Below are 21,890 nucleotides of genomic sequence, written 5' to 3' on the forward strand. Positions count from 1 at the left end.
TTTAAATTATCCAATAAAGTTAAGCATAACTGGGTAAAAAAACGTTAAAAACCATAACCTTTGATTGGGGAAGCATTTGGAAGGCATGATTCGGAGGAGAAACGATCAATCGGTCGTTGTATCTTTAAACTAACCAAATTTAATTTGGTGCGCTGAGTAATTCCTTTTAGCTGTTTTGAACGGGTGGTTTTATTTTAAGGGCATAATGGCTAATTTTGAATTCTTCATTCGTGAAAAGATGAGGTGGATCCATACATGAAATACCAGCGAAAAGGTATCTATAAACATTTTATAACAAAGAACTAAATCCAAGTAATACGATGAGTAAAGTCAAGATTTTTCATAATCCGCGATGTGGAAAAAGTAGGGAAACCCTGAAATTGCTTCAAGAAAAAATGTCAGATGATCAAATTGAAGTGGTCAAATACCTAGAGGAAATCCCTTCCCCAGAGGAGCTGAAGAATGTACTGTCCATGCTTGGTATAAAGGCAGAGGAATTGGTCAGGAAGAATGAAAAACTCTGGAAGGAGAATTTTAAGGGGCAAAGCTATTCTGAAGATGAGCTTGTCCAGTTGATGGTGGATAATCCAAAGTTGATCGAAAGGCCCATTGTACTCAAAGGAGACAAGGCGGTGATTGGCAGGCCTCCTGAGAATGTTTATGACATCATTTAATCCATTGAAGACCAAATATCGGATTCCGTGAAAAATCCCAAAAAGCATTGGATCATTGCTTCTTTTGTGCTCAGTATAATTTTACTCATACTGAAATTCTACACGTATTACCTTACCGGGTCCAATGCCATTCTCACAGATGCGTTGGAAAGTATTGTAAACGTCGTAGCTTCGGGGTTTGCCTTTTATAGCATCCACCTGAGTTCCTTGCCTCGGGATCATAATCATCCCTATGGCCATGGAAAAGTAGAGTTTTTTAGTGCAGGGATTGAAGGAGTCTTGATCATGTTGGCGGGGCTGTTTATAATCTATCAGGCCATTGTAGGATTTATTTTTCCGCCCGAACTGACCTCACTACCATTTGGGATGGCTTTGATCGGTATTTCAGGCCTAGCCAATGGCACACTAGGCTATTTATTGATCGGAAAAGGGAAAGCCTATGAAAGTTTGACACTCGAGGCCGATGGTCGTCATATTTTGACAGATGCTTACAGCAGCTTTGTGTTGATTTTGGGCGTGGCACTGATATACTGGACCGGCTTGGTCGTCCTTGATGGAATCCTTTCCATCATGTTTGCCCTGTATATTATTTTTAATGGCTACAGACTTGTCCGCCGTTCTGTAGCAGGCCTGATGGATGAGCGTAATCCCGCCTCCATGAATACGGTGATCAAGCTGCTGAACAAGCACCGTAAGAATAATTGGATCGATATCCACAACATGCGCGTACAACAGTACGGAGCCGATAAACATATAGATCTCCACTTGACATTACCGTATTATTTTGAACTCAAGAAAGTCCATGACGAAGTGGAGGGGGTAGAGCATGTGCTGGAAAATGGATTGTCCGGTCATGTTGAGGTGTTTGTACATGCAGACCCTTGTCTTCCAGAGAAATGCTGCCATTATTGTCTGGTCAATAATTGCCCTGTCAGGAAGTATGAAAGGACCAAGAAAATCTCCTGGGACACCTCAAACATGACCAAAAATCAAAAGCACTATCATGAGCTAATCAGCAATATGGGGGAACATGAGTTTTGATACGCTGGGGTATCGTTAAGTCAACAGGAATCAAGGTCTTTCTTGATAGCGCAGCAGCCAGTAGTTGCCATATTTGTCCTTGATTTCTCCCAAAAGTATTCCCCAATGGTTTTTTTCCAACGGCGTAATGCGCACTCCGTTTTTCGATAATTTGGAGAAACAGTCCCTTATTTCCATTTCACTTTCACAATCCAGCATCATGGAGACGGAATTGCCTTTTTTCAGCCCTGTTGCACCGACCATATCCGTGCCCAGGAGCACGGTGTCTCCACATTCCAAGGTGGCATGAAGGATACACTTCTTGAACAGCGGTGGAAGTTTTGTCGAAAATGGTGAATCTCCAATGGTCTGGAACTCCAAATTTCCTCCTAGACAGCCTTGATAAAAGAGCATGGCTTCCCGACAGTTACCGTTAAAGGTGAGGTATGTGATGATTTTACTCATAGATCAGGTTGGATGATTCCAGTATCATACATCAAATATCGGCAATTTCAATTCCCCTTTATAAGGTGTAAGGCGGCAAAAGGAGGGGTTGATCTCGCCATATTATCTGATTATCTTTAGGCATGAAAAGTGTGTCCATTTTAGTGCCTGAATCTTCTGTTATGGAGGCGATAGCAGATCCACGTTATATGTTTACGGCAGCGAATCAATTTTTAGGTGCATCAGGAAGAAAGCCGCTTTTTGAGGTGAGACTTGTTGGGATGAACCGCGAGGTAAAACTTGGGGATGGTGCATTTTCGGTCTTTCCTGATACATTGTGCAACGAGATAAAGAAAACAGATCTTATCATCATTCCGGCACTTTTTGGGGATATGAAAAATGCTGTTGACCAAAATCGTGCGCTAATTCCTTGGATAGTGGAGCAGCATGCCCGAGGAGCCGAGGTAGCCTCATTGTGTGTGGGCGCTTTTTTATTGGCTTCCACAGGGCTTTTGGAAGGAAAAAAATGTTCTACCCATTGGGCTTATTACAATGAATTTAGGGAGACCTTTCCGGCGGTAGAGATGGTGGACGGAAGCATTATTACAGAAGATCATGGCATATATTCGAGTGGAGGAGCCAATAGCTATTGGAATTTGTTATTGTATTTGCTGGAAAAGTTTACAGATCGCGAGACGGCGATTCTGGCAGCCAAGTATTTTGCCATAGATATCGATCGGGACAGCCAAGGGGCTTTTTCCATTTTTAAGGGGCAAAAAGACCATGGCGATGAAGAGATCAGAAAAGCACAAGAATTTATCGAGCATCATTATGATGAAAAAATCACGGTGGACCAACTTGCCGAGATGGTAGCCTTGAGCAGAAGGAGTTTTGAGCGACGTTTTAAGCAAATGACTGGCAATACGGTAATTGAATATTTTCAGCGGGTAAAGATCGAGGCGGCGAAAAGGTGTTTTGAGTCATCGCGGAAAAATATTTCAGAAGTGATGTTTGAAGTGGGGTATTCAGATTCCAAGGCATTCCGTGGAGTTTTTAAAAAAATCACAGGACTCACCCCCATCGAATATCGGAATAAGTACCACAAATCGGTTTTGTCTTTTTAAAAACTATAAAATATTAGTTCTTTGATCAGGGTAAAGGGGCACATGGGTGTCTTGATAGAGAAACGGGGTTATTTAGTAATGGAAACATTCATAAAATACGGATAATCTGAATTCATAAACCTTGCAGGTAAATGCCACGTTTAGGAAAGTTATTTGCCAGTGTGAGAATTATAAATGATCAGGAGAAATGATCTTTTCGGTATATGTTAAAACATCAGCGGATATTGTTAGTTAACAATTTTTGAATTTAAACCAACCAAACTAATGGGTAAAAACATGAGAACATTCCTCCATAGAGGTTTGTTACGCAGCGTATTGTTTCTTGGCATAAGTATGTGCGTTTGCAGCATTTCAGCTTTTGGGCAAGTGAAACATACCATTCGGGGTACACTGGAAGATGCTTCCACAGGTGAAGGGCTTATTGGTGCTACGGTCTTTGTAAAGGAACTTGAGACCGGAGGGACGAGTAATGTCTATGGATTTTATTCCCTTACCATTCCCGAGGGGGATTATACGGTGACGTTTAGCTTTGTGGGATATGAATCAGTTACCAAGACCATTTCCTTGGATGATGATATGACCGTGGACGTGGAGCTGGAGCCGGGTTCTGCAGAGCTGGAAGAAGTGGTGGTTAGTGCGGAACCGGAAGACGAAAATGTACGCTCCACCCAGATGAGTGTGAATAAGCTTGACATGCGAGAAGTGGAATCCATTCCGGTGGTATTTGGTGAAAAAGACATCGTAAAGACCATCCAGCTGCTCCCAGGGATCAAGGGCAATGAAGGTGGCGGCGGGTTCTTTGTCCGCGGTGGAAGTGCCGACCAAAATTTGATTTTGCTGGATGAAGCCCCTGTCTACAACGCGTCCCATTTACTGGGCTTTTTCTCGGTGTTTAATTCAGACGCGATTAAGGACCTTTCCATCTATAAAGGCCATATTCCGGCAGAATATGGAGGGCGTGCCTCTTCTGTATTGGACATTAAGATGAAGGAAGGCAACACTAAGAAGTTTGCCGCCCAAGGAGGAATTGGTTTGATATCCAGCCGTGCGACCATTGAGGCTCCGATCGTAAAGGATAAGGGTTCGTTTGTGCTTTCTGGGAGAAGGACGTACGTGGACTTGTTTTTAAAATTGTCCAATAATGATGATATCAATAAATCCACTTTATATTTCTATGACCTTAATGCCAAGGCAAATTATAAGTTTGGAGACAAGGATAGGGTCTTTGTGTCAGGGTATTTTGGCAGGGACAACTTCGGATATGCCGAGCTATTTGGGTTTGACTGGGGAAATGCCACCGGTACCATCAGATGGAACCACCTCTTTAATGACCGCTTGTTCTTGAACTCCACGGCGGTGTTCAGCGATTATAATTATGTAGTGGATATTCAAGGGGAAGAAGAGGAAAATGATGGTTTTAAGGTAACGTCTTCCATTAGGGACATTAGCTTGAAAGAAGATTTTGAATATTATATCAATCCCGACAATACCTTGAAATTTGGAGCGGGACTTATTCGCCATAATTTTGTTCCTGGCGAAATCTCCCCACAGGGCGATAGTTATATCAATGCTCAAACCCTTCAGAATAAGCATGCCTGGGAAGCTGCCGCCTATGTATCGGAAGAACTCACCATTTCACCAGCGCTAAGTGTCAATGGAGGGTTACGATATTCTTGGTTTGCCCAAGTTGGTCCCGGGGAAGTGTTTACCTATGATCAGGACGGAGATGTTATAGCCGCAGAAACCTATGAAAAAGGCGAGATTGTGGAAAGTTATGGGGGATTGGAGCCAAGGTTAGGCGTGACATATATGCTGAATGATGAGACCTCGATAAAAGCCTCTTACGGCAGAAACCGTCAATACCTTCATTTGGTGTCCAATTCTACTTCCGGTACTCCCATCGATTTGTGGATTCCCAGCAGCAACAATGTGAGGCCTCAAATTGCCGACCAGATTGCGATGGGCTATTATAGGAACTTTAAGGACAATACCTATGAAACATCTGTGGAAGTGTACTATAAAGATATGCAGAATCAAGTGGATTACCGGACAGGTGCCGAATTGGTGTTTAATGAAAATGTAGAGTCACAGTTGTTGTTTGGGAAGGGATGGTCTTATGGAGCTGAATTTTTCCTGAGGAAAAACTCAGGGAGATTGACAGGCTGGGTAAGTTATACGGTTTCGAAAACCGAAAGAAAATTTGACGGGGTGGACTATGGAGAGGTTTACCCTGCCAGCTGGGACCGACCGCATGACTTTTCTGTGGTGGGCATTTATCAGCTCAATAAGAAGTGGAACCTCTCTGCTTCCTTCGTTTATCGATCGGGCAATGCCGTGACCTATCCAATAGGTAAATATGAAATGAAGGGAGAGGTCATCAACATGTACGGGAAGCGAAATAATAACCGCATGCCCGATTACAACAGGCTAGACGTTGGGGCGACGATGAAGCTTAAGGATACAGAGAAATTCAGCTCCGACCTAAACTTCTCCATTTATAATGTTTATGCCCGTAAAAATGCCTATTCCATATCGTTCCGTGAAAACCGGGATGATCCCACCAAAACCGAGGCGGTAAAAATAGCGCTCTTTAGCATCTTACCTTCCGTAACCTATAATTTTAGATTCAAATGATCATGAAAAAGTATATTGGACTATTAGTATTGCTTTCTGTTACCTTGATGGGATGCGAGGATGTGATCGAACTGGACCTTGACGAGGGAGCTCCGAGGATAGCCATTGAGGGAATTGTGACCGATCAACCGGGACCATATACGGTAACCATTACCGAATCCGTAGGGTTTTATGATGACAATGTATTTCCGTCCATCAGCGGTGCTTATGTGGAAATTTCGGACGATCAGGGAAATGTGGAGGTGCTTGCCGAAAAAGAAGCGGGAGTGTACCAGACGGCCAGTCTGCAAGGACAGCGTGGCGTGACTTATACCCTTACCGTGGAATATGACGGCCAGACCTATACTGCTGAAAGCAAAATGCCTGAGGAGCAGGTGGTAATTGACTCCCTTGGGTTCCGTTTTGAGGAGGAATCTCTGCTGAATGATGAAGGATATTATTTCAAGGCATATTTTGAAGACCCTCCGGGCCTGGGCGATTACTACAGCTTTAATGTTTTTGTCAACGGTGAGGTATATGTTTTTGACTTTGACGGAGAAATGATCGAAGATGATAATTTTTGGCTTTATAGTGACAAGTATACGGATGGGAATGCTCAGGATTATGATTTTCCCCACACCCTAGAGGAGGGAGATGATGTTTATGTGGAGTTAAGACACCTGGATAAATCAACTTACGATTATTACCGGATGCTTGTGGATGTCATTGATGGTGGTGGCGTGGCGCCATCTAATCCCATTTCGAACTTTGGAGATACCGCTCTGGGGTATTTTGGGGCCTTTTCAGTATCGAGTATAGAAGATACCGTGGAGTAATTGGCGAGGATTGGCCACGCTCCAATGTTGTCATAGCTTGATGAATTTTGAAGAAAAATGCTGGCTCTTGTCAGCATTTTTGGTTTATCTTTAGCGGTGTAATAGAAGCTTTTTGTTTTTTACATCTCCTGTTTTGGATATGGTTTGTCAAAAATGATATACTGCTCTACAATAGATGCATTTTAACGATTGTTCGGCAATTACATTTTCAATAATGCCAGATGGAAGGAGTGCTTTTCTGTTTTTTTAATGCAAAAGTAGATTGATGAAAGTCAGTACGTTAATGATTTTGGTCTTTTTGGTCGTGCAACAAGTTTATGGCCAAAAAGACACCACTTGGTATGATATTAACTGGGAGGAGACGACTCGAGAGCATGCTGCATTTTACCGTCCCAGTCCCCAGCCGAAGGATGAAGGGTTTTGGATAGAGGATTTCCAATATAAAACTATTGGTGAGCGATAGTGAATATGAAATAATGGCATTGGATGAGCATGGTGAAGTGCTATTTTCTGTCACCGAAAAGAAAGGGTTGGTGGAATCTTATTTTTTGGAAAACACATTGGATTTTTATTCTTTATATATTAATATTTTTATCTTTTATTATATTTATCATCAAAACTACTTAAAATATTAGTTGATTTAATATGCCTCTTGGTTTTATTATCTCGAAAATTAAGAGGGCTATGCTGCTTGTTTAGCATCTTCATCTCAATAATCAGCTTGTTAGCTCATTTAAAAGGAATCGGTATAAAAGCAGTATTAATTTATTAAGTTTTTTGTGACGTATGGAAACTGACAAAACCCCATGTACCCTATAGAATTTAAAAATACTATCAGGTCGACTTTCCTAAAAGTGACTGTTGTTTTGACGATTATGTGCTCTTTTGGCTGTAGTGAGCAGCAGAATGAGCATGTCGAAAAAGAAAAGAAGGCAAAGTTTGTATTAGAGGACAGCATCAGAATTGATATCCCATATGGCTTTGGCGTAGTTACGCCCGAAGCAAAGGACTCAACGGTTCTATTATATTCATACATTGATGAACATTTTTTTTTATTAGATTATTCAGGAGAACAGGCATTAACAGAATATTACTTCAGGGGAGATGGCCCTAAAGAGTACTCCGGTATTCTACAATATGCAGGAATTTATAATAAACAGCCATTTTTTATTGACCATCAAAAAATTCTTTTTTTCCTGCCAAAAGAAAATGCCTTGGATCCTGTTCGATGGCACTATCCCTTTCCGGTAAAACATGGAGGCATGCCCAATTTATCCGCTGATTTCTTAGACCATAACAAACTATTTGTAAACAATCTATCCCCCTCTATATATGTTAAAAAAAACACACATGTCAAACCAACACTGGACACTATTCCAGTTTGGAAATACCTGGAATATGACGAAAGGGTCAAAAGATTTGAAGTAAAGCGAAAAGGTTTTCTTAATGAAAAGAGCGGATATTATTCAGATAAAAGACTATTTTCTTATCAGTTTAAAAGTTGGGTCAATAAGGATAAAGTATATAGCCTTGGAGGATATGTAGATGAAATTCTTGTTTATGATGGCCTGAACAGCATGTATCCAACAGATAATATTCAAATTAAAATCCCCGGATTTGAGCAACCTAAAGGCTTTTCAGAACCTTTAACGATCAATAACCATGAAGAAATAAATGACTTATCAGATAAGCATAGCTATATTTCCCAAACTTATTTAATGGAAAACAGGCAATTGTTTTTAACCTATTCCTTAGGGGTAAATGACATTGACTTAGAAAACAGAGTGTTTAAGGGCTATTGGTTTAACTACGAAGAAAACAAAGGGAAAAACGTAATGCTACCCAAAGAAAACGGGGAAAATAGTTCCTGGTATAACCGTATCGCCTATTTAGGAAATAATAGGTTTTTGTTTGTTCAAAACAATGAAAAGGTTGAAAGGGATTTTCACACTGGATACATCTACCGACTTGATCATGCCAACTAAGGTATTCAATCGCAATGAATGGACACATGCTCCGGGTGTCCTGAATTGTCTTGGGTAAGCAGTAAACTTCAAGAAATATCAAAAGTTATGAAAAAATTAAGTATCAAAAATCCACTTCAAGTGGAGTTTGATTGCACGATTTTATTTTTTGAATCAGATTTTCTTCGCGTGAAATGAAATAGGAGTAGTCCGTATTTTTGGATATTGGATTAATTGCCCCAAAAGAGTTTTTATTATGAAAGGAGGTCATTCCGCTTTCGGAGACACCAAAGTTGGATACTTCAGTCTTATGGATTTTGCCATAGAATCAGGTGTAGGGAAGGGATCAGCGCTGACCAATGAATGGAAGGCGGTACTTGACCGCCGGATGCCCGGGTATCTGGCGGCTTCTGTTTTTGAAGAAGATTTTGGTCATCATCGGTTGTCGCTTCGGACAATTTCCCACTATACTGTGATCTATAAAAGAAAGATAGTGCCCAACCTAAACTGTGGACTTGACCTGGTAGGAGAGGTCCTATATGGAAAATGGAAGATGCGGTTGCTTTGGTTTATAGATCAAGGACATAAACGGCCCAGTGAATTGCAGCGCAAAATTCCTGACGCTTCACGGAGGGTTTTGAACCTCCGGTTGAGGGAGCTACAGGACCATGAGCTCGTGACCAAGGTGATTTATCCGGTGGTACCACCAAAAGTCGAATATAGTCTCACCGATTTTGGAAGGAGCCTGATACCGATAATCGGAGCAATCGGGAAATGGGGGATAACAATGCGGAAAGGTTAAAGGAATTGATAATCAAAGGATTGCATGAATCTGGTGAATAGGTCAACGTTTAATGTAATCCGGACATATTCGTAGGATCTTGTGATGTTGGTATCGGGCATTATCTTCGCCCATTATGTGAAGTATATGATTATGTAAAGCGCTGGGTGTAAACATTTGATTTTTTGATAGTTAACAAGAGTTTACTTTACATAAAAATACGCTGTCTTCCTTTTGTTAAAGAGCCTGGTCATTTTATTTAGGGGTAGTATTCACCAAAAAAAATGATCATGAACAAGCATTTCACAGAGTTCAATGAACTCACCAACAGTGCAGGTAATTACCTTGAACAGAAGCTCTGTTATTCATTAAAGACATCCTATGAATATGCGAAGGTCTGGAAACGGCTCAGAGAATTTATGTTTTCCAATGGTTTTAGTCATTATGATAAGTCAGTAGAAGAGCAGTTTTTACGGTTTAATTTTAAAAACAAAAGTTGGAAGGATCTGACTGTCAGTCAAAGAGTCACTTATAATGGGCTGAAGATGCTTACCGAGTATCATCAGACAGGCAAGATCAACATTCCTTCACTGCCAAGTAAATATCCACTGGACTTTAGGGGCCCCATTGGTAAAGTTATTCTGGATTTTTTGAGGCGCAGACAGCAAAGGGGGATGTCCAGAAGCAGTCTCCACAATTATCAAAGACATTTATATGAATTTATGGAGTACTGTGAAAAGCGAGGTATTGGCAGCGTTGGGTATATTGATCTGCCCTTACTGCTTCATTTCATAAACCAGTACAACTGTGATAAGAAAACCGTAATGATTGTCTTGATTTCGACCTTACGGATTTTCCTGCGGTATCTGTTTAAGGAAAACCTTACGGCTATTGACTATTCTTCTAAGGTCCCAAGATGTAAAAAAGTTACCCAGCCCAAGATACCTTCCCTCTATTCAAAGGAAGAAGTAGAAAAACTGATTGCATCAGTAGACAGATCAAGCCCTACCGGGAAAAGGAACTATGCTATTATCATGCTTGCCGCCAGGCTCGGGCTCAGGGCTTCGGATATCTCCAGATTAAAATTTAAAAATTTACATTGGAACACCAGTACGATTGAGATTGACCAGGTAAAAACAGGGAACCCATTACAGCTCCCCTTGTTGCCAGACGTTGGCAATGCCATCATCGATTATTTACAATACGGACGTCCTGTTTCAGAAGAACCCCATGTGTTTTTAACAGGAAGGCCGCCATACGGTTGTTTTACTACTAGCAACGTGGTTACCCATGTTGTTCAGAGAGCGATAATAAAAGCCGGTATTGACACCAAAAACAGAAGGTTTGGTCCCCATTCATTACGGCATAGCTTGGGATTCAGAATGTTGGAAAAAAGCACTATGCTCCCCGTTATATCGGAGGTTTTTGGTCACAAAAGTTCAGAGTCCACAAGGTTTTACCTCCGGATCGATCTAACCTCCATGAAGCAATGTATGCTGGACGTCCCGCCTGTACCAACAGAGTTTTATCAGCAGAGAGGAGGTGCGTTTTATGGATAAATGTTATCACAGTGTATATGGCCTGCACATAAAGCAGTTCATACAGACCAAGAGAAAACTGGGGTTCAAGTATGTGACAGAGACTTTTGCGCTATCCAAAATCGATGATCTTGCAACACAAACGAGGCAGACATCACAAGGCATCACAAAGGCATTCGCCGACATGTGGGCTGAAAAGCGACCCAACGAATCCAGAGGATATCATTATCATAGAATGCTGATGTTGGTACAACTATCCTCCTATATAAATGATATAGGGATTGAATCATATATTCCAAAACTTCCCCGCTTTCCCGAGAATACGTTTATACCATATGTATATTCACGGGACGAGATTGCCATGCTATTTAAGGCATGTGATGAATTAAGGATGCAAATTGCCCACAGGGAATCCTGCTTGTTTTGCATGCCCGTCCTATTGAGACTACTTTATGCAACAGGAATACGCATAGGTGAAGCGCTTGATTTAAAAGATGAGGATGTCAATCTGGAAGACGGGTATATCCGTATTCAGGATTCTAAGAATAAAAAGCAGAGAGCCATTCCTATATCAGCTTCTTTGAACTTGGTATGTAAAGAATATCTTTCTTACAGGGCATGGCTTCCTTATAAGAACTCAACAACCGGATTTTTCTTCGTAAATGTCAGTGGTAATAAGTGTGGCCAGGGTTTTCGGAAATGGTTCAGAAAATGTTTAGAACATGCCAATATCCCATATTTGGGAGAAAAACATGGGCCGCGTATACATGATCTACGGCATACTTTTGCTGTCAACTCTCTTGCCGGTATGGCAGAAGCAGGAATCGATCTGTATGCCTCGCTACCGATATTGTCCAACTATCTTGGGCACCAGTCAATAGGAGCAACTGACCATTATGTGCGGTTGACAGCTTCAATGTTCCCGGACCTGATCAGGGATATGGATAAAACGTGTATTGATGTCTTTCCAAAATTCAGAAACTATGGGGCCGACTGACTTTGCAAAGCATATCTCAGACTTTATCTCAAAATACCTTCCCAATGAAAATGGGGCTAGTCTCAATACCATAACTGCCTATAGAGATACATTCGTATTACTGCTGTCCTTCATTGAAAAGCATAGGAAGGTGAAACTGGAAAAGCTGACATTGGATTACATCACAAAAGAAACAATCGTCGCATTTTTGGATTGGATACAGAGCGAAAGGAAGTGCAGTAACTCAACCCGCAATTTACGGTTGGCTGCTATTCATTCCTTTTACAGGTACTTGCAATATCAACACTTGGACAACCTTTACGAATGTCAACGTATCTTATCCATTAGATCCAAGAAAACAGCCAAAGACAGCATCAAATACCTAAGCGTTGAGGGTATCAGGCTTCTGTTACAGCAACCCGATACAACAACCAGGAAAGGCAGGCGTAACCTTGCTTTATTGGCATTAATGTATGACACAGGAGCAAGGGTCCAGGAGATCATTGATCTGACACCATCCATGTTACGGCTCGACAAACCTGCCACCATCAAAATCATTGGAAAAGGCAATAAAGCAAGGTTAGTTCCAATGCTTGATGCACAAACAGTACACCTTAAAAACTATCTGAAAGAGTACGAGTTGGATAGTCCTTCGGCGAAACTGTACCCTCTTTTTTCAAACAGTAAAAAAGAAAAACTGACACGCGCAGGAATCAATTACATTATCCAGAAGTATGTAGGAATGGCAAGGAAAGAAAATAAGCTGATGATACCTTTAAAAATCACTTGTCATTCCTTCAGACATACAAAGGCGATGCACCTCCTTCAGGCGGGTGTTAACCTGGTCTATATCCGTGATATACTGGGACACGTCTCTGTGCAGACCACAGAAATTTATGCCAGAGCTGACTCCAAACAGAAACGCATTGCCCTGGAAAAAGCATATGAAGACGTAAATCCAGGTGAAAAGGCTGTATGGCTTAATAATGAGAATCTTATCTCTTGGCTCAAAAGATTCTGATATTTTTATGTAAAGTGATTCTTGATTAATCCTCATAGTATCAGGTTTTTACAGGGATTACTTTACATAATCATATACTTCACATAATGCACCTTATGTAAAGCTTTACATAAAGCCCACAACCACCCCAGTGGTACCCTTCGGCGAAGTGAACAGGATGACCGGCTGACCGAAAAGATGGACAAGGCCGGTAAACTATTGGAGCTTCCGGTAATAGATCATATCATATTGACCGCGGAAGCGTACTATTCATTTGCCGATAGAGGAGGGCTTTAGGGGCTATTTTTTATTCTTTACCCCAATTCTTGAATCTTCTGTCCCGAAGCCGATCATTCTGATGATAATATGCTCCTATTGGAAATCGTATCAACATATTAAAAAAGGTTAAATAGCAGAAGAACAATATATTGATCACAAAATAATAAGTAGATTAATGCAATGGAAATTTTTGTTGACTGCAATTTTAAATTGTTTTGTATATGATTGATCTATTTAATTTCTTTAGAAATACCCTAGTGGTATTAATGGTGGGGACATCTTTTGCATGGGCACAGGCCTCCCGTCAAGTGGAGAATCTTGAAGTTTTTGCCAAAGCTTATGGATATGTGAAGTACTTTCATCCAAGTGATGAAGCAGCACAATTGGACTGGGGCTGGTTTGCTGTCCATGGCGCACAAAAGGTCATTAACTGTCCTACTTCAGAAACACTTGTTGATTCATTGAACCATCTTTTTGCCCCGATTGCCCCAACAGTTTATTTTTCCAGTAGGGCATTGGAAAAACCTAGGGTTTTGGAAGTGGCCACTCCTCATGATCTAAAAGGATTTGATAAGGTTTATTGGCAGCATTATGGGGTAGGAAAGGATATGCTCAATCCAAGTAAACTTTATAAAAGTGTAAGGGTTAATAGGCTGGAAGTTGAACAGGAGGCCGGAAGTTTTGGGGGAATAGGAAGGTCGATAAAGGCTAATGACCATCATGGAAAAAAGTTCAAGCTTACAGGATATGCTAGACTCTCTCCAGGGAGCCAGGGAACCGGACATCTTTGGGTAAGGGAGGACACAAAAAGGAATGGAATGGGTTTTTTCAATAATATGGATGACCGCCCCATCACCTCTTCGGAATGGACTAAATACGAAATTGAAGGCAGGTTGGGGGATTTTTCCGACCGATTGGTATTTGGAGCGTTTTTAAAGGGGAGAGGATCATTTAAATTGGATGATATCCATTTGTATATTGAAACAGACAGCCAGTGGGAAGACGTACCTTTGGAGAACAACAGTTTTGAAGGAAAGGATTGGGCAAGGAATGGTTGGGAGAAAATGGGCGAGAAGTATGATCAGTTCACTGATGATGTTGACAAGTTTGACGGTCAGTATTCATTGGTCATAAAGTATACCGGAAATGAAAATAGAAAAATACAAAAGCCCATCTTTGAAGAAGCTCCTTCGATGGAAGAACCGTGGATTACCGCCTTGGGGAGTGGGGTGTGGATCAATATGCCATTGGTATTATTTACCGATAAAGACCATACCTTTCCGGTAGCTACCGAAGATATTGTGGCCTACATGGACCAGGCTGAAAAGGATACACCCACCGACGCTGCTTCTTTGGCATTCAGGCTTGGGAATATCATCAATGCTTGGAATGTTTTCCAGCATTTTTATCCCTACTTCGATGAAGTTGGAGCCAATTGGGACATGGTCCTTCATGATCAATTATTACGAACTTTTTCGAGCAACAAGGAAACCCATATTGATGATCTTAAAACCTTGACGGCTCCACTGAAAGATGGACATATAAATGTATCGGGGCCTTCCTCAAGCTATTTCTCGCCTCCCATCCTTTGGGAATGGGTAGAAAATGAACTGGTGATCACCGAGGTTTATGATGAAAAGTTGGGGTTAAACCGGGGGGATGTGGTAGAAGCAATTAACGGACATGAACCAAATGATTATTTTGACCAATTCAGAGGGAAAATTTCTGCACCTACAAAAGGCTGGCTGGATTACCGTGCCAATAGTGAAACGCTTTTTGGGGAAGAGGGAAGTGAAATGGACATCGATGTGAATGGAAGGAAGTACCAATTGATTAGGGATGTCGATCACTACCAGCACAGGACCAATCAACGGAAGTCCCTGCCACCTTACCGGTTTATGGATGGGGGAATAATCTATATCAACCTTGATGTGGCACCTATGGACACCATTGATGCGATAATGCCACAACTCGAGAAGTGTACAGGCATCATTGCAGACCTTAGGGGGTATCCTGTCGGGGACAACCATATGTTGATCAATTACTTGCTGAAAAAGTCGGACAAGAGTAAATGGATGCACGTGGATCAGGTAATATATCCGGACAGGGTGAACCCGGCAGGACAAAGTAGTCAAGGTTGGCAAATGTCTCCCCAAAAGCCCTACCTGGGTGATAGGAAGGTGGTGTTTATTATTGATGGCCAGGCCATAAGCTATGCTGAAAGCTATATGGGTTTCGTGGAAGCCAATGATTTGGCCACAATAATCGGCCAACCCACTGCTGGTACCAATGGTAGTTTTAATGCATTTACCCTTCCCGGTGGCTACAAGATCACCTTTACCGGAATGCATGTGGTCAAACATGATGGTTCCCAGCATCATGGCATTGGTGTACTGCCCGATATTTACGTGGAAAAAACAATAGCAGGAGTGAAGGCGGGAAGGGATGAGTTTTTGGAGAAGGCCATTCAACTTTTGACTAAATAAAAGATAGCGACCATGAATGGTAGTAGTCAGCTTAATAAATTGACCTGTTATATGTTGAATCTAATTCTGGGAATTTCTTGTCCAAAAAGAATCTGTATATGAGCTAGCAACAAAATGCTTAATAAATATAGTTTTTCATAAGAAATAATAGTATTGATTTAGAAGATGCTAATGATCCAAGGGAGTGTTTCTCCAAATCCATCGTCTGGAAGAACCAGCCTATTGTTTTCGTAAAAAAAATAGGGACCAGGTATTTGATCATTATTCTCAATCCCTTGGGGAATAGTGTCGTAGCTGGAATGGACTTTATTATTATAATAAATGATAAAGTTTTTCATTAAGTATTGGCCTTCCGTATCAACATGATGTTTGACTTCTACATTTAGGGTGTCTAAGCTGCTGTCGGGGAACTTAAAAAGCCAATACCTGGAGAAGGACAAAGGTTGTTCCTTATAATCCACTTTTTCTGAACCTGCAACAGTAATATAGCCAAAAATTGTCCCGTAGTCAGATAAATCATATCCGTATACCTCATTGTTTATTAAACTTAAGTTTAGCCATTCGATTTCCCCTGAATTCGAAAAACCTTTCAATTGACCATTTTCCGCTTTATAAACCGCAGCATACTGAATATCTCCATAACCAAACTCATCGGAGTCGCTAAATTCGAAAAATATATCATAAAATTCAGGCAATCCGTTGGGTTCACTATCAGTGTTTGAGCAACCCAATAGAATTAATAGTGAAATTGTGATTATATTTTTCATAACAATAAAGCTAAAATCATGTCTTTATTTGACAAGACAGAAAATTATTTTAAAATGATACATGTTTTATTGATAAACTGATTAAAAATAGTGAAAAACACCATCAAAATAAAGGTTGATGGTGTTCTTAACATAAACAAGGCACTGTTCAACAAGGAAGGGGAGCGCTACAATGCCTGGATCCAGTTGGACCTGGCCGAAAAGAATGACAAGGGCCAGCACCCCATGCTGCAGTACCATGACCGCTACGGATTCGACCTTGAAAAGTCGTTGAAGGCACTTCCCATCGTGGAAATGGAAGGCATGGACCAAAAGGACCGCTTGCTATACTCCCTGAAAAAAGGAAACCTCCATGAGGTGAACATTGCCGGAAAGGAAGGCTCCTTTCTGGTAGCCGCAAATCCCCAGTATAAATCCATCAGCGTGTACGATGAATCAGGAAAACGGCTTAACCTCAAGGACCTGCAACAGGAGATAAAAGAAAACCTACAGCAGGGTGTGGGAGTGAAGAAGGATACTCCCAAGCAGGAGAAAGGAAGGTCGGTGAAAATGTAGAAAGGGCTGAAACCCTTTTCGACCAAAATGAAAAACCATCCGTTTCAATGGATGGTTTTTTCGTTAACCTTTCTGTTGTCATGGTATTTTAAGGGAGGGGCCATGCTGGGCAGCTGGGACCAGTTGGTTTTTGAAAAACTACGGGACGCATAATTCAGCTGGCCTGCCCAAGCCTTTAATTCCTTCGCTTCGTCTCTATCCAAGAACCTAAGCGCTTTTTTGTACTCTTTTTCCCAAAGCCTCTTATCAAACCGCACCTTTTCCAAAATCAATTTGTAATAATCAAGATAGGATGTTTTCATAATCGTTTGGTTTAATTACTACAATTAGGGATAACAGATCTCCAGTGTAATTGAACTGCAATAAAAGATCTTAAATTACAGGCGGAGAATGGGGGAGTGGTTTAATCCATTTATACTTCATGGTCTTAATGTATTTTAACAAATCCTATACATGTCATATTAAATTACGAAGCAATTAGGGATTAGTTTCGGGAAATTAAATCTATCCGACATGTTTTTTGATCATAAACTTTGTGTCAAACTAGGGTATTGCTCTTAAAGGGCATGGAACCGTATTCCAATTGTTCAAAATTCCCGACTTCCAATAGCTTTGCCATTTCATCGAACAGCTCCACTTTGAACTGCTCAAGGTCATTTTTTGTGATGATATCCACTTCCATTATAGTTGTTTTAATAGCAAATCAATGAAATTAACCATTGGGATGTTCACACCGGCATCACAAGTGGGGGAACATTTATTTGGATAAAAGTTCCCGTAGTCCCTTCATATCTTCACTGATTTTTTTCTCTACTACACGGGAATAGATCTGGGTGGTGGCGATTTTGGTATGGCCCAACATTTTGCTTACTGTTTCGATAGGAACGCCGTTCATTAAGGTTACCGTCGTAGCGAATGTATGACGTGCAGTATGGTGTGTGAGGGTTTTGGTAATATCGCATAGATCGGCGATTTCCTTGAGGTAGCTGTTCATCTTTTGATTGGAAATAGGAGGTAGGAGGGTACCGTTGGCCTTGGCCTTGGGATGGTCTTTGTATTTATCGAGGATTTCGATAGCCTTGGGTAGAAGAGGAAGCTTTACCGGTTCATCTGTTTTCTTTCGTTTCGAAATGAGCCACAGATCCCCATCAATACCTTTACCGATATTGGCTTGGGTAAGGTTGGTGGAATCAATGTAGGACAGGCCTGTATAACAGCTGAACACAAATAAATCCCTGACCCAGTCCAGTCGGGCTATCGTAAATTCTTTTGATTCAATTCTGGACAGTTCTTCCATTTCCAGAAATTGTCGCTGGACTTTTTTATACCTGAACTTATAATTGAGAAAGGGATCCTTTTTTATCCATTCCATTTTAAAGGCCAAGTTTTATACCTGAACTTATAATTGAGAAAGGGATCCTTTTTTATCCATTCCATTTTGAAGGCCAAGGTCATAAGCTTTTTCAACCTGATAAGGTGTTTCATCACCCCGTTGTTTGCTACCGGTCTACGACGGTGGTCTTTGGGCTTAAAAGTCCTCAGGTGGTGTTCGTAATCCGTAATGAATTTGTAATCGATATCCGAAAGGGGGATATCCGATTTCCTCTTCTAGGTTTTGAGGAATTCAAGAAGGTGCCTTTCCGTAGTTCTGTAATTTTTTAGGGTGCCTTCTGAAAGTACCCCCATATTTTGGGTATTGTGAAAATCAACAAGCTCCATAAGGGTATGTTCCTGTTCTTCTATACCCAGAAACCTGTTTTTTACGGTTTCTGGGGTAATAGTTTTTTTCTCAATGTAAAGTTCCTGATGACATTCCAATACCCTTGCCCTTATATGGTCTAAGAAACGATTAAATGTTCTGGATTCGGGATTGTTTCCTTTTGCCTTTCCTCTTCCATGGTCCCAAAGACTAGGAGAAATTTTCTTCTTTACTGAAAGTTCAACACGCTTTCCGTCAACTGTAATTCGCGCTCTTATAGGCGTCATGCCGTTTTCATCAAGTTTGTTTTGGCGGATAATGAACTGAATTCCAAAGGTTTTTGAGTATCTCATTCTTAATTTGATTTTGGTTAATCTGGCCCTTTTTGGTCTAAAAAGGTCACCAGAATGACTGATTTTAAAGCTCAAAATGGCCCAAAAACACCCAAAATTAGAGATTAGGAACTAGATGGATATCAATGACTTAAGCTCTAACTGGTGACCTAATTTAAGAAATTAAAGAGGTCACCGAATAGGTCTCATTTTCTTTGAAATTGTATGTGGTTTTTTGCTATGTAAAAAACAAAAAACCCTTCAATTCATACGATTTGAAGGGTTTTGGTGGTAAATGTACCCGTTTTCGTCGGAGTGGCGGGATTCGAACCCACGACCCCTTGCACCCCATGCAAGTACGCTACCGGGCTGCGCTACACTCCGATTAACATTGGCCAGTTTAAAGAGCAGGCCGCTACTCTATAAGATATGTTTCGAACCCACGAACCTCCCGACCACAGTCGGGATACGCTACCGGGCTGCGCTACACTCCGATTAACATTGGCCAGTTTAAAGAGCAAGCCGCCACTCTATAAGATATGTTTCGAACCCACGAACCTCCCGACCACAGTCGGGATACGCTACCGGGCTGCGCTACACTCCGATTAACATTGGCCAGTTTAAAGAGCAGGCCGCCACTCTATAAGATATGTTTCGAACCCACGAACCTCCCAACCACAGTCGGGATACGCTACCGGGCTGCGCTACACTCCGATTAACATTGGCCAGTTTAAAGAGCAGGCCGCTACTCTATAAGATATGTTTCGAACCCACGAACCTCCCGACCACAGTCGGGATAAGCTACACTCCGATTAACATTGGCCAGTTTAAAGAGCAAGCCGCCACTCTATAAGATATGTTTCGAACCCACGAACCTCCCGACCACAGTCGGGATACGCTACCGGGCTGCGCTACACTCCGATTAACATTGGCCAGTTTAAAGAGCAGGCCGCTACTCTATAAGATATGTTTCGAACCCACGAACCTCCCGACCACAGTCGGGATACGCTACCGGGCTGCGCTACACTCCGATTAACATTGGCCAGTTTAAAGAGCAGGCCGCTACTCTATAAGATATGTTTCGAACCCACGAACCTCCCGACCACAGTCGGGATACGCTACCGGGCTGCGCTACACTCCGAATATCTATGGCGAAACTAACAAGACGGCCATATGCTTCATAAGTTAATGGTCAAGTCGTCAACAACACTTCCTAACCTCAGTGGAGATGATGCTGTTCAGTTCCTTGCCAAAAATACCCCCTTTGTGGTATAAGGTGCTGCAAAGAAAATAGAATTTTTCACGATTTCAAAAAAAATCTTCCGCAATTCTAGTTCCATTTCAGGAGGGAGCGCTCGTCCCAGTAACCAGTGCTGTCTACACTCAATGCGGAGAGTTTGTCCAGTTCAGTAGTGGTAAGTTTGAAGGTGGATGCTTTCAGGTTGGCTGTGAGTTGGGGAATGCTGCTGGCGCCACTTAAAACATATGCTGGGCCAATCTTATCCATGCAAAAGCGAAGAGCTATGGCATCTATGCCCACCTGATATTTATCCGCCAAGCTTGAGAGATAGCTGTATGTTGGCTTGTAATGAGGGTAATGGTCATTGGGGAAGATCCTGCCATTGGCCATGGCTTCCTTGATCAAAACCTTTACGCCATTCTTTTGGGCGTACTTGAGGAGAGCGCAAGTGGCTTGTTCCAAGACATTAAACGTTACTTGGAATGTATCGAATAAAGGAGTGTCGTCTATCGCAATGTCCATGGCCTTCTCCAAGACTTCTTGCTGTGCTGGGCCGCTGGAACTGAGGCCGATCTGTACTCCTGTGGTACGCTTGATTGCAGCTAGTTTTTCCAGAACCTTACTGTTCTCTAGGACACCTGATGCCAAAGTAGCAGAATGGATATGGTAAACTCCAAGTGCGGGACATAATTTTTGTGAATAGCTCCACTGTTCTTCCAGCTTTTCCAAGCTGTGTTCCTTTACCTCATGCTTACCGTCATAACCCAATTCCCAATTGGCTGTATAAGTATAACCCCATTTGGATCCGAAAATTACATCTGGGTGCTGCCTCTTTTGGTGCCATTTTAGGAGAAAAGTTTCACCCTTTCCATAAGAGGCGGCAGTGTCAAAATACCTGACCCCTAGCCGGTAAGCTTCGTCCAATACCCTCAGCGTTTCCCGGTAAAATGCTTCTTCTGATTTGTCCCGCTGGTCAGTAGGGTTGATGTTGATGTATTCAGGTCGGCCAAGTGCGGCCATTCCCAGTCCAATTTGAGTAGAATTCATCAATAAACAATTTTACAATTACATTTCTAATCTACAAAAAACAGAGATCAAAACTAAGCCGTATCAAATTGTTCAAAGACGATAAATGGCTCGATAAAAAACTGATAATAGCGATTTTGTCTGGAGATAAGCACGGAGGGAGGTTCTGCAAAAATTATTTCTGCACCAAATTCAATTCTTATTCCTATATTTGCAGCCAAAGTTCTTTTCATATTTACTTCTAAAACCAATATAGGTCGCCGACTACGGTCGGGGATAATAGGGAACCGTGTGAAAATCACGGGCTGTCGCGCAACTGTGAGTGACCTAAAAGTTCTTGCCCTTGGTTGTCCACTGTTCTGATTGTTTTCAGGATGGGAAGGACGGCAAGAATGTCATGAGCCAGGAGACCTGCCTGTATTGACCTGTTCATCCATATGGACAGGGGTGACAATGCTTTCGCGATTTGAAGCTACTGTCAGGTATTCACGCTTTTCCTTTCTTCTCTGGGATTACTATGCCCAAGGGAAAAGTAT

Annotated in this window: 22 protein-coding genes, 1 tRNA gene, 1 pseudogene and 1 riboswitch; of the genes and pseudogenes, 14 read left to right on the top strand and 10 right to left on the bottom strand. The window is 41.7% G+C overall.

Features of this window, described 5'->3' with window-relative positions; translation table 11 throughout:
• Positions 1 to 320 precede the first annotated feature (320 nt).
• Positions 321 to 674: an arsenate reductase (glutaredoxin) gene (gene arsC, locus ECHVI_RS12375; RefSeq protein WP_015266338.1), complete on the top strand. Its 354-nt coding sequence runs from the start codon at positions 321 to 323 to the stop codon at positions 672 to 674.
• Positions 675 to 701: 27 nt separating this feature from the next.
• A complete protein-coding gene (locus tag ECHVI_RS12380; RefSeq protein ID WP_015266339.1) occupies positions 702 to 1,715 on the top strand; it encodes a cation diffusion facilitator family transporter in 1,014 nt (337 codons plus the stop codon).
• Between the two features lie 30 nt (positions 1,716 to 1,745).
• Here ECHVI_RS12380 and ECHVI_RS12385 read toward each other — a convergent pair whose 3' ends face one another.
• Positions 1,746 to 2,159, bottom strand: a complete 414-nt coding sequence (locus ECHVI_RS12385; RefSeq protein ID WP_015266340.1) for a VOC family protein — start codon at positions 2,157 to 2,159, stop codon at positions 1,746 to 1,748.
• 122 nt (positions 2,160 to 2,281) lie between these two features.
• Between ECHVI_RS12385 and ECHVI_RS12390 the strand changes: the two genes are divergently transcribed.
• The 11 genes and pseudogenes from ECHVI_RS12390 (at position 2,282) to ECHVI_RS12435 (ending at position 15,735) form a co-directional block, all read left to right on the top strand.
• The gene (locus ECHVI_RS12390) at positions 2,282 to 3,262 is read left to right on the top strand and encodes a GlxA family transcriptional regulator (protein ID WP_015266341.1); all 981 of its coding nucleotides are present in this window, start codon (positions 2,282 to 2,284) and stop codon (positions 3,260 to 3,262) included.
• A gap of 366 nt (positions 3,263 to 3,628) precedes the next feature.
• Positions 3,629 to 5,896, top strand: coding sequence for a TonB-dependent receptor (locus tag ECHVI_RS12395; RefSeq protein WP_342662017.1), 2,268 nt, complete (start codon positions 3,629 to 3,631; stop codon positions 5,894 to 5,896).
• 2 nt (positions 5,897 to 5,898) lie between these two features.
• Positions 5,899 to 6,711 carry a DUF4249 domain-containing protein gene (locus ECHVI_RS12400; protein ID WP_157501378.1) on the top strand — a complete coding sequence of 271 codons (813 nt, stop codon included), beginning with the start codon at positions 5,899 to 5,901 and terminating at the stop codon, positions 6,709 to 6,711.
• A 265-nt stretch (positions 6,712 to 6,976) separates the two neighbouring features.
• A complete protein-coding gene (locus ECHVI_RS12405; protein WP_015266344.1) occupies positions 6,977 to 7,174 on the top strand; it encodes a hypothetical protein in 198 nt (65 codons plus the stop codon).
• A gap of 343 nt (positions 7,175 to 7,517) precedes the next feature.
• Positions 7,518 to 8,696, top strand: a complete 1,179-nt coding sequence (locus tag ECHVI_RS12410) for a hypothetical protein (RefSeq protein ID WP_015266346.1) — start codon at positions 7,518 to 7,520, stop codon at positions 8,694 to 8,696.
• A gap of 235 nt (positions 8,697 to 8,931) precedes the next feature.
• Positions 8,932 to 9,477 carry a winged helix-turn-helix transcriptional regulator gene (locus ECHVI_RS12415; RefSeq protein ID WP_015266347.1) on the top strand — a complete coding sequence of 182 codons (546 nt, stop codon included), beginning with the start codon at positions 8,932 to 8,934 and terminating at the stop codon, positions 9,475 to 9,477.
• Between the two features lie 269 nt (positions 9,478 to 9,746).
• Positions 9,747 to 11,015, top strand: a complete 1,269-nt coding sequence (locus ECHVI_RS12420; RefSeq protein ID WP_015263897.1) for a site-specific integrase — start codon at positions 9,747 to 9,749, stop codon at positions 11,013 to 11,015.
• Complete coding sequence (locus tag ECHVI_RS12425; protein WP_015263898.1) at positions 11,008 to 11,991, top strand: tyrosine-type recombinase/integrase; 984 nt, start codon at positions 11,008 to 11,010, stop codon at positions 11,989 to 11,991. The genes ECHVI_RS12420 and ECHVI_RS12425 overlap by 8 nt, the downstream gene beginning before the upstream one ends.
• Positions 11,978 to 12,991, top strand: coding sequence for a site-specific integrase (locus ECHVI_RS12430; RefSeq protein ID WP_015263899.1), 1,014 nt, complete (start codon positions 11,978 to 11,980; stop codon positions 12,989 to 12,991). Before ECHVI_RS12425 ends, ECHVI_RS12430 begins: the two co-directional genes overlap by 14 nt.
• Positions 12,992 to 13,108: 117 nt before the next feature.
• A pseudogene (locus tag ECHVI_RS23320) lies at positions 13,109 to 13,267 on the top strand (JAB domain-containing protein); the annotation flags it as partial.
• Between the two features lie 203 nt (positions 13,268 to 13,470).
• Complete coding sequence (locus tag ECHVI_RS12435; RefSeq protein ID WP_015266349.1) at positions 13,471 to 15,735, top strand: S41 family peptidase; 2,265 nt, start codon at positions 13,471 to 13,473, stop codon at positions 15,733 to 15,735.
• Positions 15,736 to 15,893: 158 nt separating this feature from the next.
• Here ECHVI_RS12435 and ECHVI_RS12440 read toward each other — a convergent pair whose 3' ends face one another.
• The gene (locus ECHVI_RS12440) at positions 15,894 to 16,502 is read right to left on the bottom strand and encodes a hypothetical protein (protein WP_015266350.1); all 609 of its coding nucleotides are present in this window, start codon (positions 16,500 to 16,502) and stop codon (positions 15,894 to 15,896) included.
• Between the two features lie 90 nt (positions 16,503 to 16,592).
• On the opposite strand from ECHVI_RS12440, the gene ECHVI_RS12445 reads away from it, so the two are divergent.
• Positions 16,593 to 17,057: a hypothetical protein gene (locus ECHVI_RS12445; RefSeq protein WP_052331430.1), complete on the top strand. Its 465-nt coding sequence runs from the start codon at positions 16,593 to 16,595 to the stop codon at positions 17,055 to 17,057.
• Between the two features lie 44 nt (positions 17,058 to 17,101).
• Here the strand turns inward: ECHVI_RS12445 and ECHVI_RS12450 are convergent, their stop codons facing one another.
• The 8 genes from ECHVI_RS12450 to ECHVI_RS23675 all read right to left on the bottom strand — a co-directional run bounded on the left by ECHVI_RS12450 (position 17,102) and on the right by ECHVI_RS23675 (position 21,587).
• Positions 17,102 to 17,359, bottom strand: coding sequence for a hypothetical protein (locus ECHVI_RS12450; protein ID WP_015266351.1), 258 nt, complete (start codon positions 17,357 to 17,359; stop codon positions 17,102 to 17,104).
• A 236-nt stretch (positions 17,360 to 17,595) separates the two neighbouring features.
• On the bottom strand, positions 17,596 to 17,739 hold the full coding sequence (locus ECHVI_RS23670; RefSeq protein ID WP_015266352.1) for a hypothetical protein: 144 nt from the start codon (positions 17,737 to 17,739) through the stop codon (positions 17,596 to 17,598).
• Positions 17,740 to 17,814: 75 nt separating this feature from the next.
• Positions 17,815 to 18,429 carry a site-specific integrase gene (locus ECHVI_RS24065; protein ID WP_245553303.1) on the bottom strand — a complete coding sequence of 205 codons (615 nt, stop codon included), beginning with the start codon at positions 18,427 to 18,429 and terminating at the stop codon, positions 17,815 to 17,817.
• Positions 18,417 to 18,650, bottom strand: a complete 234-nt coding sequence (locus ECHVI_RS24070; protein ID WP_342662050.1) for a phage integrase SAM-like domain-containing protein — start codon at positions 18,648 to 18,650, stop codon at positions 18,417 to 18,419. The genes ECHVI_RS24065 and ECHVI_RS24070 overlap by 13 nt, the downstream gene beginning before the upstream one ends.
• Positions 18,651 to 18,665: 15 nt before the next feature.
• Positions 18,666 to 19,109, bottom strand: a complete 444-nt coding sequence (locus ECHVI_RS24075; protein WP_245553304.1) for an Arm DNA-binding domain-containing protein — start codon at positions 19,107 to 19,109, stop codon at positions 18,666 to 18,668.
• A gap of 289 nt (positions 19,110 to 19,398) precedes the next feature.
• Positions 19,399 to 19,472, bottom strand: a tRNA-Pro gene (locus ECHVI_RS12460).
• Positions 19,473 to 20,418: 946 nt separating this feature from the next.
• Positions 20,419 to 21,375, bottom strand: coding sequence for an aldo/keto reductase (locus ECHVI_RS12465; RefSeq protein WP_015266353.1), 957 nt, complete (start codon positions 21,373 to 21,375; stop codon positions 20,419 to 20,421).
• 53 nt (positions 21,376 to 21,428) lie between these two features.
• The gene (locus tag ECHVI_RS23675; RefSeq protein WP_157501381.1) at positions 21,429 to 21,587 is read right to left on the bottom strand and encodes a hypothetical protein; all 159 of its coding nucleotides are present in this window, start codon (positions 21,585 to 21,587) and stop codon (positions 21,429 to 21,431) included.
• A gap of 4 nt (positions 21,588 to 21,591) precedes the next feature.
• A riboswitch (cobalamin riboswitch) is annotated at positions 21,592 to 21,787 on the top strand.
• The last annotated feature ends 103 nt before the right edge of the window (positions 21,788 to 21,890 follow it).

This window comes from Echinicola vietnamensis DSM 17526, from assembly GCF_000325705.1.
Lineage (GTDB): Bacteria > Bacteroidota > Bacteroidia > Cytophagales > Cyclobacteriaceae > Echinicola > Echinicola vietnamensis.